This window comes from Halorubrum aquaticum (genome assembly GCF_900113615.1).
Taxonomy (GTDB): domain Archaea; phylum Halobacteriota; class Halobacteria; order Halobacteriales; family Haloferacaceae; genus Halorubrum; species Halorubrum aquaticum.
In genome coordinates this window covers 16629-32815 of sequence record NZ_FOPZ01000015.1, presented here as the reverse complement: position 1 = coordinate 32815, position 16187 = coordinate 16629, and the positions used below count along the sequence as shown (strand labels likewise).

18 protein-coding genes are annotated in these 16187 nt (G+C 71.2%); 13 read left to right on the top strand and 5 right to left on the bottom strand.

Translation table 11 applies throughout. From position 1 onward, the window contains the following. Window positions 1-197 precede the first annotated feature (197 nt). Both F3H10_RS12020 and F3H10_RS12015 read right to left on the bottom strand, forming a co-directional pair. Complete coding sequence (locus F3H10_RS12020; protein WP_149785010.1) at window positions 198-725, bottom strand: redoxin domain-containing protein; 528 nt, start codon at window positions 723-725, stop codon at window positions 198-200. Further along, window positions 722-2533 carry an acyl-CoA carboxylase subunit beta gene (locus F3H10_RS12015; protein ID WP_149785009.1) on the bottom strand — a complete coding sequence of 604 codons (1812 nt, stop codon included), beginning with the start codon at window positions 2531-2533 and terminating at the stop codon, window positions 722-724. The genes F3H10_RS12020 and F3H10_RS12015 overlap by 4 nt, the downstream gene beginning before the upstream one ends. A gap of 118 nt (window positions 2534-2651) precedes the next feature. Between F3H10_RS12015 and pyrH the strand changes: the two genes are divergently transcribed. The 4 genes from pyrH (at window position 2652) to F3H10_RS11995 (ending at window position 6490) form a co-directional block, all read left to right on the top strand. Further along, window positions 2652-3371 carry a UMP kinase gene (pyrH, locus tag F3H10_RS12010; protein ID WP_149785008.1) on the top strand — a complete coding sequence of 240 codons (720 nt, stop codon included), beginning with the start codon at window positions 2652-2654 and terminating at the stop codon, window positions 3369-3371. Beyond that, window positions 3368-5113, top strand: a complete 1746-nt coding sequence (gene lysS / locus F3H10_RS12005) for a lysine--tRNA ligase (protein WP_149785007.1) — start codon at window positions 3368-3370, stop codon at window positions 5111-5113. The genes pyrH and lysS overlap by 4 nt, the downstream gene beginning before the upstream one ends. After that, a complete protein-coding gene (locus F3H10_RS12000) occupies window positions 5114-5413 on the top strand; it encodes a DUF7573 domain-containing protein (protein ID WP_149785006.1) in 300 nt (99 codons plus the stop codon). Between the two features lie 165 nt (window positions 5414-5578). Next, the gene (locus tag F3H10_RS11995; protein WP_149785005.1) at window positions 5579-6490 is read left to right on the top strand and encodes a sensor histidine kinase; all 912 of its coding nucleotides are present in this window, start codon (window positions 5579-5581) and stop codon (window positions 6488-6490) included. 45 nt (window positions 6491-6535) lie between these two features. Here the strand turns inward: F3H10_RS11995 and F3H10_RS16460 are convergent, their stop codons facing one another. From F3H10_RS16460 to F3H10_RS11985, 3 genes are all read right to left on the bottom strand, one after another. Continuing rightward, a complete protein-coding gene (locus F3H10_RS16460; RefSeq protein ID WP_262488571.1) occupies window positions 6536-6670 on the bottom strand; it encodes a hypothetical protein in 135 nt (44 codons plus the stop codon). Between the two features lie 146 nt (window positions 6671-6816). Continuing rightward, entirely contained in the window at window positions 6817-8079 is a 1263-nt protein-coding gene (icd, locus tag F3H10_RS11990; protein ID WP_149785004.1) for an isocitrate dehydrogenase (NADP(+)), read from the bottom strand. Window positions 8080-8150: 71 nt separating this feature from the next. Continuing rightward, window positions 8151-9071 carry a glycosyltransferase gene (locus F3H10_RS11985; protein ID WP_223174307.1) on the bottom strand — a complete coding sequence of 307 codons (921 nt, stop codon included), beginning with the start codon at window positions 9069-9071 and terminating at the stop codon, window positions 8151-8153. A 126-nt stretch (window positions 9072-9197) separates the two neighbouring features. Here F3H10_RS11985 and F3H10_RS11980 point away from each other — a divergent pair, with 126 nt between their 5' ends. The 9 genes from F3H10_RS11980 to F3H10_RS11940 all read left to right on the top strand — a co-directional run bounded on the left by F3H10_RS11980 (window position 9198) and on the right by F3H10_RS11940 (window position 16180). Next, window positions 9198-10106, top strand: a complete 909-nt coding sequence (locus tag F3H10_RS11980) for an isoaspartyl peptidase/L-asparaginase (RefSeq protein WP_149785003.1) — start codon at window positions 9198-9200, stop codon at window positions 10104-10106. A gap of 380 nt (window positions 10107-10486) precedes the next feature. Continuing rightward, window positions 10487-11527 (top strand): 2-phospho-L-lactate transferase, encoded by a 1041-nt coding sequence (gene cofD, locus F3H10_RS11975; RefSeq protein WP_149785002.1) that lies wholly within the window; start codon window positions 10487-10489, stop codon window positions 11525-11527. Further along, window positions 11524-12390 carry a tRNA-dihydrouridine synthase gene (locus F3H10_RS11970; RefSeq protein ID WP_223174306.1) on the top strand — a complete coding sequence of 289 codons (867 nt, stop codon included), beginning with the start codon at window positions 11524-11526 and terminating at the stop codon, window positions 12388-12390. Before cofD ends, F3H10_RS11970 begins: the two co-directional genes overlap by 4 nt. Beyond that, window positions 12387-13376, top strand: a complete 990-nt coding sequence (locus F3H10_RS11965) for a triphosphoribosyl-dephospho-CoA synthase (protein ID WP_223174305.1) — start codon at window positions 12387-12389, stop codon at window positions 13374-13376. The genes F3H10_RS11970 and F3H10_RS11965 overlap by 4 nt, the downstream gene beginning before the upstream one ends. After that, window positions 13373-14020: a DUF447 domain-containing protein gene (locus tag F3H10_RS11960; protein ID WP_321167756.1), complete on the top strand. Its 648-nt coding sequence runs from the start codon at window positions 13373-13375 to the stop codon at window positions 14018-14020. Before F3H10_RS11965 ends, F3H10_RS11960 begins: the two co-directional genes overlap by 4 nt. Before the next feature lie 91 nt (window positions 14021-14111). After that, window positions 14112-14306 carry a 30S ribosomal protein S17e gene (locus tag F3H10_RS11955; RefSeq protein WP_149785000.1) on the top strand — a complete coding sequence of 65 codons (195 nt, stop codon included), beginning with the start codon at window positions 14112-14114 and terminating at the stop codon, window positions 14304-14306. Window positions 14307-14386: 80 nt separating this feature from the next. After that, the gene (locus F3H10_RS11950) at window positions 14387-15622 is read left to right on the top strand and encodes a tripartite tricarboxylate transporter permease (protein WP_149784999.1); all 1236 of its coding nucleotides are present in this window, start codon (window positions 14387-14389) and stop codon (window positions 15620-15622) included. A 110-nt stretch (window positions 15623-15732) separates the two neighbouring features. Then, the gene (locus F3H10_RS11945; protein WP_122106307.1) at window positions 15733-15912 is read left to right on the top strand and encodes an HVO_2753 family zinc finger protein; all 180 of its coding nucleotides are present in this window, start codon (window positions 15733-15735) and stop codon (window positions 15910-15912) included. Window position 15913: 1 nt separating this feature from the next. After that, window positions 15914-16180: an elongation factor 1-beta gene (locus F3H10_RS11940; RefSeq protein ID WP_149784998.1), complete on the top strand. Its 267-nt coding sequence runs from the start codon at window positions 15914-15916 to the stop codon at window positions 16178-16180. Window positions 16181-16187: the final 7 nt, after the last annotated feature.

The following is a 16187-nucleotide window of genomic DNA, read 5'->3' as shown; positions in this document are numbered from 1 at the left end:
CCGCACCTCACGCCTCCCCAACCTCGTCAGTCGCCAGAGGCGACTGACTCCAGCGAGAATCGGAGATTCTCTGGCAGCCGGCGGCTCCGCCGTCGGCGACCTCGCGCGGTCGGGTTCGCGCCCGTCGGGCGCTCACCGGCGCGCGCCGAAGACGATCACCGATGTGAGGACATCGCCGATCTCCCAAGAGTCGTCGTTCACCACGGCCCGTCGTAGTTCACTCGCGGGCGGTCGACGTCGACGCCGAGGTCCCGCAGCGTCGCGGTCGCGTTCTCGACCGGCGCGGGCGCGGGGCGGTCGAGCGCGTCGGTCGTCGCCTCGGCGAACCTGACCCGCCACTCGTCGTCGAGGACGACCGTCGCCCGGCGCGGGATGTCCGAGTGGCCCTCCCACGACTCCGCGAGCAGGTCGTAGGAGTCGGCGACCCCGCCGTGAAAGTCCGAGACGACCGGAAACGGGAGATCGAAGCGGTCGACGTACGCGAACCCCGCGTACAGCGAGTCGCCGGTGAGCGCGACGACGGCCAGGTCGTCGCCGTCGTGCCAGCCGGCGTCCCGGACCGCGGCGAACGCCGCCGTGCTCGTCGGGACGAAGTTCGCCGGCGCGAACGAGAGGACGACCGCGCGATGCGACTCCACGAGCCGGTAGAGCGCGAGTTCGGTCGCCCGCCCGTCCGCGACCGCCGGCGCGGCGAAGTCCGGGGCGGTCGCGCCGACGTCGATCATAGCACAGTCCCGTGTTTCTTCTCGGGGAGGTCCTTCTTCACGTCCTCGTAGAAGTCGAAGCGGGCGGCCAGCTGGGCGCGGAGGTCCGAGGGCGGGACGATCTCGTCGATGACGACCTCGCTCGCCATCCGGTGGACGTCGATCTCCTCGCGGTACTCCTCGCGGAGGCGCTTCTCCTCCGCGGCCCGCTCCTCGGGGTCGTCGATCTCGGCGAGCTTCCGAGCGTACACCGCGTTGATCGCGGCCTCGGGCCCCATGATCGCGATCTCGCCGGAGGGAAGTCCGATGGTGCTCTCGGGGTCGTAGGCGGGCCCGCCCATCGCGTAGATGCCCGCGCCGTACGCCTTCCGGACGACGACCGTCTGTTTCGGGACCGTCGCCGACGACGTGGCGTAGATCAGCTTCTTGCCCTTCTCCAAGATCCCGTCCTTCTCCACCTGGCTCCCGGCCATGAACCCGGGCGTGTCACAGAGGTAGAGCAGGGGGATCTCGTAGGCGTCGCAGGTCCAGACGAACTCGGCGGCCTTCTCGGCGGCGTCCGGGAAGATCGCGCCCGACCGCTCCGTCGGCTGGTTGGCGACCACGCCGACGGGACGCCCGTCGATCCGACAGAACGCGGTGACGATCTCGGGTCCGTACCCCTCCTTCAGCTCGAAGACCGACTCCGCGTCCGCGATCCGGTCGAGCAGGTCGCGCGCGTCGTAGGGACGATTCGGCGACTCGGGGATCAGCTCGTCGATGCCCTCCGGGGAGTACTTCGGCGGCTTCGTCTCGGATCCGGGCGGTTTCTCGCCGGCGCGGTCCGGGAGGTAGCCGATCAGGTCGGCGACGAGTTCGCGGGCGTGCTCCTCGTCGCGGGCGACGAGGTCCGCGGAGCCGGAGTGTTCGGCGTGGATCCGGGGACCGCCCAGCTCCTCCAGGTCTATCTCCTCGCCGGTGACCATCTCCACCATCCGCGGGGAGCCGATAGCCATCGCGGACATGTCCTCGACCATCACGGTGAAGTCGGCGAAGACGGGCGTGTAGGCGGCTCCGGCGATACAGGGGCCGTAGAGCACGCAGACCTGCGGGACTGCCCCCGAGAGCATCGAGTGGTTGTAGTAGTACTTCCCGATCCCCTCGCGGTTGGCGAAGAAGCCGGACTGCTGGTCGATCCGCCCGCCCGAGGAGTCCATCAGGTAGAGCACGGGGTTGCCCGTCTTCAAGGCGCGTTGTTGCATCCGGAGGAACTTCTCGACGCCCCTCGCCGCCATCGATCCCGCCTTCACGGTGAAGTCGTTGGCCATGAAGTGGACGTCCCGGCCCTCGAACTCGGCGCCCCCCGTGATGAGCCCGTCCGCGGGGAGGCGGTCGCCGTCGCCCCCTCCTTCATCCCCGTCCTCGTCTTCCGTGCCGCCGGGCGCGTTCGGGTGCCAGTCGTCGAACGCGGCGAACGTCCCGTCCTCGAAGCGGAGGCCGGCCGGGTCGCCGTCGGACGCGCTCGCGTCGCCCGCGCCGCCCTCGCCGCCGAACCAGAGGTCGAGCCGGTCGCGCACGAACAGCTTCCCCTGCTCGGCGAGGCGCTCGCGGTACTTCTCGGGGCCGCCCTCCCGGATGTCCTCGATCTCCGCTCGGAGGTCCCGCTCGCGGTCGGTGGGTCCGAGGTCGTCCTCGAGCGGGTAGGCCGTCTCCGGGGGGTCGGCGCTCGCGACGGGGTCGTCTCCGTCCCCGACGTGGACGTCGACGCCGACGCCGAGGTGCGCCGCCAGCGACCGGGCGATCGCCTCGGCCTCCTCGGCCGTCGCCGCCGACCCGACGTGGACCTTCATGCCGGGAGGACTCCCGGACGGTTCTAAACTGTTTTCCATGAAAAACCCGTTCGCTGGGGCCTCCGTCGCCGTCCCCGCTTGACAATCCTTAAGCCGGCGACACGGCTACCTCGCCGCAATGAGAGTCGTCGTTTCCATCGGCGGGAGCGTGCTCGCGCCGGAGCTCGATCCCGAACGTGTCGCCGCCTACGCCGACGCGGTCGAGCGGCTGACGGCGGAGGGGTGTGAGATGGCCGCCGTCGTCGGCGGCGGGGGGGTCGCCCGCGAGTACATCACGACCGCCCGCGAGCTCGGCGGCAACGAGGTCGAGCTCGACGAGTTGGGGATCGGTACCACGCGGCTCAACGCCCGCCTCCTCATCGCCGCGCTCGGCGACGCGGCCGCGCCCACGCCGGCGACGGGGTACGACGAGGCGGCCGCCGCGTTCCGGCGGGGCGAGGTCCCCGTGATGGGCGGGATAACGCCCGGACAGACGACCGACGCGGTCGCGGTCGCGCTCGCGGAGTCCGTCGACGCCGACCTGCTCGTGTTCGCGACGAGCGCCGACGGCGTCTACGACGTCGACCCCAACAGCCACGACGACGCGACCCGGTTCGAGTCGCTGTCGCCCGCCGAGCTGGTCGACGTGGTGCTCCCGATGAGCCGGAACGCCGGCTCGTCCGCGCCCGTCGACCTGCTCGCGGCGAAGCTGATCGACCGCGCCGGGATCCGCTCCGTCGTCCTCGACGGCACCGACCCGGACGCGGTCGTCGACGCGGTCCTCCACGGCGAGCACACCGGGACGAACGTGATCCCCGAGGGGAGCACCGAACCGGCGGGGTGGGGAGCGGAGCGATGACCGACGAGGCCTCGCGGGACGGCGACGCTCGGGCCCGCCCCGACTGCGACGACTCCCCGCACATCCTCTCGGAGCAGGCGAGGGGAGCCGAGGACGGGACCTCGGGGGACGACGCGTTTCACGCCTTCTGGGCGGACGTGGTCGCCGACGAGATCGAGGCGCGCGACCCCGACGACCCGATCGTGATCAAGGGGGGCGTCTCCCCCTCCGGCGTCGCCCACGTCGGCAACGTCAACGAGGTCATGCGCGGCTACTTCGTCGCCGAGGTGCTCCGCGACCGCGGCCACGAGGTCCGCCAGCTGTTCACCTCCGACGACAGGGACCCGCTCCGGAAGCTCCCGCGGAAGCTGGCGAACGCCGACGGGGAGATCGTCGGGCTCGGCGACGTCGACGCGGGCGCGCTCGGCCGCAACCTCGGGAAGCCGTACACCGCGATCCCGGACCCATTCGGCGAGCGCGAGTCGTACGCGGCGCACTTCGCGGCGCTGCTCGAGGCCGACGCCGAGCGCCTCGGCGTCCCCGTCGAGATGGTCTCGAACACGGAGCTGTACGCGGACGGGACCTTCGAGGACGCCGTCCGGACCGTCCTCTCGGACCTCGAGGGCGTCCGCGAGACGCTCGGCAAGTACCAGGACAAGGTCGACGACGAGTACGTCCCGTTCAACCCGGTCTGTGCGGAGTGCGGGAAGGTCACCGAGACGGTGACGGCCGTCGACCTGGAGGCGGGCACGGTCGAGTACGCGTGTACGGACCTCGAGGTCGGCGACGACGTCATCGAGGGCTGCGGTCACGAGGGGACCGCCACCTTCCGGGAGGGGAAGCTCCCGTGGCGGCTGGAGTGGCCCGCCCAGTGGGACGTCCTCGACGTCGACTTCGAGCCGTTCGGCAAGGACCACGCCGAGGGTTCGTGGCCCTCCGGCGTCGACCTCGCCCGGACCGTCTTCGGGATCGAGCCGCCGGTGCCGATGGTGTACGAGTGGTTCACGCTCGGCGGGGAGGCGCTCTCCTCGTCGGCGGGCAACGTCGTCACCGTGCCCGAACTGCTCGAGATACTCGAGCCCGAGGTGGTGCGGTACTTCTTCGCGCTCCACCCGAAGAAGGCGCGCGACCTCGACCTCGAACGGATCGATCAACTCGTCGACCGCTTCGACCGCTTCGAGGAGGCGTACTTCGGCGAGGTCGACGACGAGGAGCTGACCCGGTTCGCCGAGCGGGCGTACCCGTTCGTGGTCGGCGGGTCGCCCGGGATCGACCGCCCGGCCGACGCCGACCCCGCCGACCGGGTCCGGTTCCCGTACACCTTCGCCGCCGTCCTCGGCATGGTCGAGGACCGGGAGTTGCGCGAGCAGCTCGCGCGCGACGAGGGGCACGTCGACGACGACACTCCGGAGTGGGCGGTTCGGGAGGCGCTCGCGCGCGTCGAGCGGGCGCGGACGTGGGCCGAGCGCACCGACAACGAGTACAACTACCGGCTCCAGACGGCGCTTCCGGACGTCGCGTTCGACGGGGACGTGGCCGCGGCGCTCGACGACCTCGCGGAGTTCGTCGCCGCCGGTCACGACGGGGAGGCGATCCAGGCGGAGATGTACGAGACCGCTCGCGACCACGGGATCGAGGTCGCCGACTTCTTCGAGGCGGGGTACCGCCTCTTCTTCGACCAGCCGCAGGGTCCCCGACTCGGGGAGTTCCTCGGCGAACTGGAACGCGAGTTCGTCGTCGCCAGGCTCCGACGGGAGGCGTGAATGTCCGAGGACCGATCGCTCGACGACTTCGCGTCGACCGGAAGCGACGAGGAGGAGACCGCCGGGAGCGGCTCGGCAGGGACCGATCCAACCGAAGCCGACTCCGTCGACGACGACCCCGCAGAGGCTGACGCCACCGCCACCGACCCCGCCCCGACCGACCCCGCCGACGTGGATCCCGCCGAGTCGACGTCGACGTGGACGACGGACGGTGCCGACTGCGACCGCTGTGGGGCGACGGTCTCGCGGCGCTGGCACGACGAGGGCGATCTCGTCTGTGCCGACTGTGCGGATTGGTGACCGGTCGCGACCGTCCCGGAGTTCGAGCCGCATCGACCGAGGGGACGAATATCGGACGCTCGGTCGTCCGTTTTGCCGCCTCGTTCGATGACGGTGAACACTTAATACACGTCGGATCGAGCCGTTAGTTACGGACGATATACGTTGGGCTTAAGTGATATATAAATGAAATCAGATCCGGATCGGCTGTTCGATCGGTCGCCCCGCGCCGTCGCCGGCCTGTACCTCCTCCTCGGCGCGGGGTGTGTGGTCGCGATCGACGTCGCGGTCGGGGCGGTCTCCGGCTCCGCCGCCCCGTTCTCGCCCATCCGGCTCGCGGGCGGGTTGGCGCTCGTCGCGGTCTCCTCGCTCTTCGTCTACGGGGCGGTGAGACACCACTCCCGTCGGACCGTCGTCGCCCGCGAGGAGTTGGAGACCTCGAACCAGCAGCTCCAGGTGTTGAGCCGGGTGTTCAGACACAACGTCCGGAACGACCTCAACGTCGTTCAGGGGTACGCGGACCTGCTCGAACGTCGGCTGGACGACGAGCGCAGTCGCGAGTGTCTGGCGACGATCCGCGAGACCACGGAGGACATGGTCGAGATAAGCGAGAAGCTCCGGGTCATCGAGGACGCCTCGCCCGGCCCCGTCGATGACCGCGTCGACCTCACGACGGTGGTACGCGAGGCGATCGAGGAGTTGGACGACGAACGGACGGACGTGGAGTTCTCCCTCGACCTCCCGGAGCGCGCGTGGATACACGCGGACGAATCGGTGAGCTACCCGGTCCGGGAGGTGTTCGAGAACGCGATCGCCCACAACGACGAACCGGGTCGGGAGGTCCTCGCACGGGTCGAGACGAACGGGACGACGACCTGCCTCGAGGTCCACGACAACGGTCCGGGGATCCCCGAGGACGAGCGGGCGGTGCTCCGGGCCGAGGAGGAGACCCCGCTTTCACACGCCAGCAGCATCGGGCTGTGGCTCGTCAAGTGGATGTGCGAGCTCCAGGGCGGTACCGTGCGATTCGACGCCACCGACGACGGGACCACCGTTCGGCTTCGGTTCCAGCCGGCGGAGAAGCCGACGGATCGGTAGCTCCCGGCCGCGTCCTCGTTCCGATACCTCCTCGCTCCGGTTCCCTCACTCGAGTTCGGTGATGGTGACCGCGTACACCGCCCCGCAGTTGCCGCATTCGACGTGGACCCCCCGGCTCGCCTGTCCTCGAGTGAACTCGGAGATCTCCTCGGAACACGAGCACTCGAACTGGACTTTCATTGACCGAGTTAGGCACTATTCGTATTTAAAATACGGTGATCGATTCTCCACATTGATACTCGGGGTCCGGGAACCGGAGAAGCGGTCTACGACAGCTTCTCGATGTTCCCGGAAATCTCTGATTTCCGGGCGCTCGAAAAGCTCGCCTAGGCGAGCTTTTCGATGTTCTCGACGACGGCGTCGGCGAACTCGCTCGTGGCGAGCTTCTCGCCGCCCTCGATCTGCCGGTGGAGGTCGTAGGTGACCTTGCCGGAGGAGATGGTCTCCTCGACGGCGTCACGGACGAGGTCGGCGGCGTCCGACCAGCCGAGGTAATCGAGCATCTCGCGGCCGGAGAGGATCATCGCGGTCGGGTTGACCTTGTCCTCGCCGGCGTACTTGGGCGCGGAGCCGTGGACGGGCTCGGCGAGCGCGCGGCCGTGACCGTAGTTGACGCCGGGCGCGATGCCGAGGCCGCCGATCTGCGCGCCGGCGGCGTCGGACATGTAGTCGCCGTTGAGGTTCATCGTCGCGATGACGGAGTAGTCGCTCGTCCGGGTGAGAAGCTGCTGGAGCATGTTGTCCGCGATGCGGTCCTTGACGACGACCGTGTCCTCGGGCTGCTCGCCGTCGTACTCCTCCCAGAGCTCGTCCTCGGTGATGAACTCGTCGCCGTACTCCTCCTCGACGACCTCGTAGCCCCAGTCGCGGAACTGCGCCTCGGTGAACTTCATGATGTTCCCCTTGTGGACGAGCGTGACGGAGTCACGGTCGTTCGCGAGCGCGTAGTCGAGCGCCTCGCGGATCAGGCGCTTGGAGGCGAACTCGGAGATGGGCTTCACGCCGATCCCGATGGGACCGTCGTGGAGCACGTCCTCGACGCCCATGTCGTCTTCCAGGAAGTCGCGGACCTGCTCGACCTCGTCGGTGCCGGCCTCCCACTCGATGCCGGCGTACACGTCCTCGGTGTTCTCCCGGAAGGTGATCATGTCCATCGCCTCGGGGTTCTTCACGGGCGACGGGACGCCGTCGAGGTGGTAGGTCGGTCGGACGTTCGCGTACAGGTCGAGCGTCTGACGGAGCGCGACGTTCAGCGAACGGAACCCGGAGCCGACGGGCGTCGTCATCGGGCCCTTGATCGCGACGCGGAACTCGCGGATCGCGTTCACGGTGTCCTCGGGGAGGTTCTCGTCGTACTTCTCGCGGGCGCTCTCGCCGCCGTACACCCGCATCCACGCGATGGAGCGGCCGGTCGCCTCGGCGGCGGCGTCGAGCACCTGCTGGGCGGCCGGGCCGACGTCGGTTCCGATGCCGTCCCCGTGAAGGATCGGGATGATGGGGTTCTCGGGGACGTTCAGTTCGCCCGTCTCCTCGTCGGCGAGAGTGATACGCTCCCCGTCGTCGGGAACTTCGATCTTCTCGTAGCTCATGTCGGTCGGGGGTTCTCAGACCGCCGTAAAGTGCCTGCCGCTTTCCGCGCGACCGAGCCTCCGCGACGAGGTCACTCGGAGAGCACTCGAACGTCGTCCTTCCGCACCCATCGGTATCGACGGCCGCCCCACGTGAACGTCCGGCGAGCGAACGCGTACGCCATCATTGCCGGCATCGCGATCGCGGCCGGACCCGCGAGCAGGAACGTCGGTCGGCGGAGTCCCGCCCAGGCGTACGTCGCCCCGGAGAGCAGGGTCACGAACCCGATCCCGAGGACCGGCGCCGCGAGACACAGCGTCGAGAACGCGACCGCGAGCGCGACGTTGACCGCGCTCGCACGAGGTGCGTGGTACCGCACGATCCACAGGAACCGGACGAACCGCTCCAGCGACGCTCGGATCGACCCGCCGGCTGGCACGACCCGCGTCCGTTTCACCGGCGTCACCTCGAGGTGCTCCGAGAGGGTTCCGTCGTCGCTGACGGTCCGCCGGAGGTCGGCGATGAAGGCGGCCTCGTCGAGGTCGGCGCGCTCGAAGACGACCGCGCCGCCCCACGCGATCCCGCCGGCGGCGACCGCGAGGGTGCCGCCGATGAGGTAGGCGGGCTCGAGCAGGGTCCCGAGCGGATCGCGGCCGACGAAGACCGGGAGCTCCGTCGTCGGTCCCTGCCGCTCGTAGTCGGCGTGGAGGTCGGCGAGCCACCCCGGCGGGTGACGGAAGTCGTCGTCGGTCCAGACGATCCGGTCGCCCTCGGCGGCGGCCATCCCCGCGGCGATCGCGTTCGCCTTCCCCGAACAGCCATCGGGCTCGCCGGCGAGCACGACCCGAACCCCCTCGGGCGTCTCGCCTCGTCGATCGGCGACCGGGTCGTCGGCGTCGTCCGCGATCACGAGGAGTTCGTCGTCCTCGGCCAGCATCGCGGCGACCTCCTCGCAGGCGTCGGTCCAGCGAACGGTCGGGAGGAGCACGGAGGTCGGCGGCGGGTCGGTCACACCGGCGGTTCGACGGCAGGGTACAAAAACCGGGCGTCGGTCGCGTCCGGGTTCGCCCGTCCCCGCGTCCCCGTCCACCCCGCCGCTTCCCGGAGCCTTATGCCGTCGCCCGCGGAGGGGGCGACCATGCGCGTGATACTTCACGGCGGTGCGGGCGGCGTTCCCGACGAACCCGAACCCAGACAGGCGGTCCTCGACGAGGCGGCCGAGGCGGGCGCGGCCGCGTCCACGCCCCTCGACGCGGTCGAGGCGGGGGTCCGCGTCCTCGAGTCGAGCCCCCGGTTCAACGCGGGCGTCGGCGGCGCGGTCCAGTCCGATGGCGTCGTTCGCACGGACGCGGGCCTGATGACCTCGGACCGCGCCGTCGGCGCGGTCTGCTCGATGCCGGGCGTCGAACACGCGGTCTCGGCCGCCCGGGTCGTGATGGAGGAGACCCCGCACGTCCTCGTCTCCGGCGAGCACGCGGTCGACCTCGCCGCGGACTTCGGCGTCGAGACCGGCGTCGACCTCCTGACCGACGAGACGCGCGAGCGCTACGAGGCGGAGTCCCCGCCGGACGGCTCCCCGAGCGAGCACCTCGACTGGCTGGAGACCCGGTTCGCCTCGGGCGCGGATCAGGTGGGCGGGACGGGGGACGGGGAGTCGAAACGCGGCGCGCCCGACCACGACACCGTCGGCGCGGTCGCGTCCGACGGCGAGACGTTCGCGGCGGCGACCTCGACCGGCGGGCGCTCGTTCGCGCTCGCGGGCCGCGTCGGCGACGTCCCGCAGGTCGGGTCGGGCTTCTTCTGTACCGAGGCGGGCGGCGCGAGCGCGACGGGAGCCGGCGAGGACATCACGCGCGTCACCCTGACGCGCCGGGCGGTCGAACTGCTGGAGGAGGGCGTCGACGCCGGGACCGCCGCGGAGCGAGCGATCGCGGAGTTCGACGACGTGACCGGCGCGGAGGCGGGGGTCATCGTCCTCGGCGACGACGAGGTCGGCAGCGCGTTCAACTCCGCCGGGATGCAGACGAGCGTCGCTTCGAGCGAGTGAGCGGCTGGACCCCGACTACGATCGGCGAGCGAGATCCGGTCTAGCGAGCGTGGGATCGGTGTGAGCGATCGACGCCGTTGGCGCAGTGGCCACCGGGAGATTCCCAGCCGATCGACCATACGCGGTTGCTAGCGCGGGGAACACCGGAAAAGCCCCACCCCGCACCACACGGCCCCGCACCTCACGCCTCCCCAGCCTCGGCCTCGGTGATCCGCCGGACACGTCGGCGGGTCGCCTCGCCCTCCCTCGCGCGGATTCCTCGCGCCCGTCGGGCGCGAGGAGGCGCGCGCCGACGTCCGATCGTGTCGTCTGATCCCGTCGTCGTCACCGCCGTCGTCGCGGAGCCGAGGATACAAATCCGCCCCCCGCCTTGCGGGCGTATGGTCACGTTCCTCGCCGGCGGCACGGGAACGCCGAAACTGCTCGAGGGCGCGGGCTCCGTCTGGGACCTCGACGACGTGGCGGTCGTCGCCAACACGGGCGACGACGTCGAACTCGGCGGCCACCTCGTCTGTCCCGACGTCGACACCGTGCTGTTCGCGGGCGGCGACGTCCTCGACCGCGAGCGCTGGTGGGGGATCGACGGCGACACCACCGCGACCCACGACGAGCTCGACCGGCTCGCGGAGGCGGCCGGGCTCGAGTCCGGCCCGCGCTACCTCGACGACGACGCCCAGACCGCGGGCCGGGAGATCGCCCGGTGGCGGCGCTTCTCCGGCGTCGCGGAGTTCATGGAGATCGGCGACCGCGACCGCGCGGTCCACCTCACGCGGACCGGCCTCCTCGACGAGGGCCACACCCTCACCGAGGTCATCGGGACCCTCGCGGACGCCTTCGGCCTCGAGGTCGACCTGCTGCCGATGTCCGACGACCCGGTCGCGACGCTGGTCCACACGACCGCTGGCGAGACGCTCCACTTCCAGGAGTACTGGGTCGCCCGCCGCGGCGAGCCGGCGGTCGACGACGTGGAGTTCCGCGGCGCGGACGCGGCCGAGCCGACCAATGCGGTCCGGGAGGCGCTCGCGGACCCCGTCGTGATCGGCCCCTCGAACCCGGTGACGAGCATCGGCCCGATGCTCGCGGTGCCCGGGATCGAGGCGGCCCTGGAGGCGACGTCCGTGGTCGCGGTCTCGCCGTTCGTCGGCGACGAGGTGTTCTCCGGGCCCGCCGCCGAGCTGATGGCGGGCGTCGGGCTCGATCCCTCGACCGCAGGGGTCGTCGACGCCTACCCGTTCGCGGACGCGTTCGTCCTCGACGACGATGACCCGACCGACCCGGCCGACCCGGCCGACTCGACCGGCTCGATCGATCCGGCGCGTCACGTCGAGCGAACCGACACCCGGATCGACGACGCGGACGACGCCGAGCGCGTCGCTCTCGCGTGCGACCGGGCGCTGGAGGCGCTGGAGGCGGTATCGTGACCGCCACGTCGCCGGCTCCGGCGTCCCCGCTGGCGGGCTCCGATGCCGACCCGTTCCTCGTCGCCGCGAGCCTCAGCGGCAAGTCGGACGCGGCGTGGGCACGGGCGGCCGCCGCCCACGTCGACTGCGCGGTGCTGGGCGGGATCGCGCTCGACCCGGCCAGCCGCGAGGCAGCCAGCGATCTCGTCGCGCGCGGGCGCTCCGAGTTCCTGCCCGAGGACCCCGTCGCGTGGATCGACCGACAGTTGCGGGCGCTCGCGGATGCCCCGGTCCGGCCCGCGGTCAACGTCCGGAGCGCGACCGTCGACCCGGTCCGCGAGGCGGCCGCGGTCTGTGCCAAGCACGGAGCGGGCTGTGAGATCAACGCCCACTGCCGGCAGCCGGAGCTCCGCGCGGTCGGCTGCGGGGAGACCCTGCTTGCGGACCGCGAGCGACTCGCCGAGTACGTCGCGGCCGCGGCCGAAACAGGGGCGACCACGGGCGTGAAGGTCCGCGCGGAGGTCGAAGGGGTCGACCTCGTCGCGGTCGCCCGCGCGGTCGCCGAGGCGGGCGCGGACTGGATCCACGTCGACGCGATGGACTCGGAGGCGGTCGTCGCGGAAGTCGCGGAGGTCGCGGAATCGATACGCTCCGCCGGTTCGGACGCGGATCCGGCGGCCGCCCCGACGGTCGTCGCCAACAACGGCGTCAGAGGCCGCGAGACGGTCCAGGAGTACGCTGCGTACGGAGCCGACGCGGTGAGCGTCGGTCGGCCGAGCGACGACCCACGGGTCCTCTCGCGGGTCGCGGACGCGGTCGTGGACTGGCGTGACGGGGACCTGATCGCTCGGCCCGACGAATCGGACCGGGAGATCTCGCCGTGACGACGGGCGCTCCCGCGGACGACGCCATCCTCGCGCTCCTCCTCGAGGTCGCGGGGACGCCGAAGCCGGGGAACGTCGACCGCCGTCGCGACCTCGCGGACCTCCGGTTCGAGTCGTTCCTCGGCGGCGCGGTCGGGGCTCGCGAGGGGCTCGAACGCGCGGCCCGCGGCGCGGCGGTCGGGCACGCCTTCGAGCGCGCGGTCGCCGGGATGGCCGACCGGGCCGGAACGAACACGCAGTTCGGCTGTCTCCTGCTCCTCGTCCCGCTCCTCCGAGCGACCCGAAACGGTGACCTCTCGCCGGCCGGACTCGACCGAGTGACGCGAGAGGCCACCGTCGACGACGCGGTCGACTTCTACCGGGCGTTCGAGCACGTGGACGTCGCGGTCGGTGACCCGCCCGAGGACGCGACCGACCTCGACGTGCGCCGCGGGGCCGACGCCGAACCCGCCCTTCGCGAGCGCGGGGTCACGCTCCGTGACGTGATGGCCACGTCCGCGAGCGTCGGGGACGGCGGCGAGAATGATGGGGGCGACGGCGGAAGCAACGACGACAGCGACGAACGGGTCCCCGACCGCAACGCGCAGGAGTGGATCGAGGGCTTTCCGCGGACGTTCCGCGCCGCCGAGTGGGTACTCACGGACGAGGGACCGCTCTCCGACCGGGCCGCCAGGGCCTTCCTCGGCCTGCTCGCGACGGAGCCCGACACCCTCGTCGCGACGGCTCACGGTCCGACGGTCGCGCGCGAGGCGAGCGCCGAGGCGCGTGCGATCGTCTCGGACGGCGATCCCGCACCCGACGCCGACGCGGTCCACGCGATCGACCTCGACGCGGTCGAGGGGCTGGCGACGTCGTTTCACGAGCGCGGGATCAATCCGGGAACGACGGCGGACCTCACCTGTGCTGCGCTGTACGTCGCGTTGCGGCGCGGGGCAGACGCGAACGGATCGGGAGAAGCGAGGGACGACCACGGGGTGAAGCCGTGAGCCCCGATGGCTGGCCGGTCGACCTCCGTGGAGTCACGGAGTCCGTCGTCTCGACCCTCGGTCCGAACGACCTGTGGAACGTCGCCGCGCTCGGGATCCACGCGCCCGACGAACCCGACGAACCCGTCACCGCCCGGACCTTCGGCCGGACCCGGACCTGGCGGAACTTCACCGAGCGCGGCGGCGGCGTGGTCCAGTTCACGGTCGATCCCCGGGAGTTCGTCGACGCGGCGCTGGCCGTTCGCGAGGAGCCCGATCCCGTCCTGCCCAACGCCGACGCCTGGGTCGAAGTGCGCGTGACGGAGGTCGCGAGCGAGGAGAGGGGAGACGCCACCGTCCGGACGTGGGCGCTCGAGGCGGTCGAGAGCGCGGTCGTCTCCGAGCGGGTACCCACCGTCAACCGGGGGTTCGGCGCGGTCGTCGACGCCACCGTGGCCGCCTCGCGGCTCGACGTCCCCGGGTACGACGCGGACGAACTGCTCGGCCGGCTGCGGTACTTCGCCGACGTCGTCGCCCGGTGCGGCGGTCCGGCCGAGCGGGAGGCGTTCGCGCGGATCGACGAGGCGACCGACTGGCGGGCGCTCGCGGCGGAACGCGGGCTCGACGTGGACGCGGTCGTCGACGATTCGGGCGACTCTCGGTGACCCGTTTCGGAACTACGGCGGCGCGATCCCTCCGTACAGCCGCTCGCGCGGGAACGAACCCTTTTAGTTCGGCCCGCCGGTATCGCTCGGTATGGCCATCAAGCCCAAGTACATCAAACAGCTCGCGAACGTCCTCTTGGAGCGGTATCCCCAGTCGTTCAACACCGACTTCGAGACGAACAAGGAGAGCGTCTCCGCGCTGACGACCGTCGAGTCGAAGGGCGTCCGCAACCGCATCGCCGGCTACATCACCCAGAAGAAGTCGCAGGCGGCCGCTTCGGCGTAATTCTCGGATCTCGTCGTCCGCTCCGATAGCTCGACGCGCTGGCGTACCTTTATCTCCGAAGCCGCGGCCATCGCGTCGGGATGGACGCGCTCGTCCGCCCGGTGGTCGATCCGACGTTCGCCGGAGCCGCGCTCGCCTTCCTGTTCTGTGGCGCGAGCCTCGGTACCGTGAGCGGGCTGGTTCCCGGGCTCCACGCGAACAACTTCGCACTGCTGCTCGCCGGGATCGCTCCGTCGATCCCCGCCGACCCGCTTCTCGTGGGCGTCGCCATGCTCGGCGCGGGGGTCGTCCACTCGTTTCTCGACATCGTCCCCGCGCTCGCGCTCGGGGTGCCCGACGCCGCGACCGCGGTCGCCGCGCTGCCCGGTCACCGGCTCGTGGTGGCGGGTCGCGGTCGCGAGGCCCTCCGCCTGTCCGCGGTCGGCTCCGGGCTCGCGGTCGCGCTGGCGGTACCCTTCGCGGTCCCGATCACCTGGCTCATGGTTCGCGGCTACCCGACCGTCCGGGCGCATCTTCCCCTCCTGCTCGCGGCCGTCGTCGTCTTCCTCGTCGTCACGGAGTCCTCGAAGCGAGCCGCCGTCGGTGGATTCGTCGCCTTCCTCGCGAGCGCCGCGCTCGGCGTGGCCACCCTCGACGTCGACCCGTCGGCACCGCTGGACGCCGGCGGGGTACTCGCGCCGTTGTTCGCCGGGCTGTTCGGCGCGCCCGTCCTCGTCGACGCGCTCGGCGGCGAGGGTGTCCCGCCGCAGTCGGACGCCCGGATCACGATGGGGAAACGCGACCTCGGCGTCAGCGCGACCGCGGGATCGCTCGCCGGCGCGGTCGTCGGCTACGTTCCGGGCGTCTCCGCGGCGATCGCGAGCGTCGCGGCGCTGCCCGCGGTCCCGCGGAGCGAGGCGGACCGCGGGTTCATCGTCGCCACGAGCGGGGCCAACACGGCCAATACCGTCTTCGCGCTGTTCGCGCTCGTCGCGCTCGGCACGCCACGGACCGGCGTCACGGTCGCGATCGACCGGGCCGAAGTGCCGCTCGCGCTGCCGATCCTCCTCGTCGCCTGCGCCACCGCGGCGGCCTGCGGGTTCGCGCTCCTCCTCCTCGTCGGCGACGCGTACCTCCGGGTGGTCGGGAACCTCGACTACACTCGGCTTTCGGTCGGCGTCCTCTGTCTGCTCGGCTGCGTCTCCTACGCGTTCGCGGGCACGTTCGGCGTCGGCGTCTTCGTCGTCGCCGCGGTCCTCGGTCTCCTTCCGCCGCGGCTCGGCGCGCGGCGCGTTCACCTGATGGGCGTGTTGATCGGGCCGCTGATGCTGGGATGAGCGGCGAGGTGGCGGACCGAAGCGGTCGACCGACGGCCTCGCGCTCGTGGACGCCCCCGACACGAGGGCAAAGAACAACGGTTAAACGTCACGCGCCGGTGAGAACTGGTATGAGCGATACCGAAAGCCGGGGCACGAAGCAGTGTGTCTCCTGTGGCATCCAGGTGTCCGGGATGAACGCCGCGCGGTTCGCCTGCCCGGACTGTGGCGCGACGATCCACCGGTGTGCGAAGTGCCGGAAGCAGAGCAACCTCTACGAGTGCCACGACTGCGGCTTCCGGGGGCCCTGAGATGGGGGACGTCGCCGCCAAGATCAAGGTCATGCCGAACAGCCCCGAGGTCGACCTCGACGAGCTTCAGGACGACCTCGAAGCCGCCCTCCCGCAGGGCGCGCGCATCCGTGGCTTCGAACGCGACGACGTCGCGTTCGGGCTCGTCGCGCTGCTCCCGACCGTGATCGTCCCCGACGACGCGGGCGGCACCGAGGCCGTCGAGGAGGCGTTCGCGGACGTCGAGTCCGTCGAGTCCGTCGCCGTCGAGAACGTCGGCCGACTGTAGCCCGAAC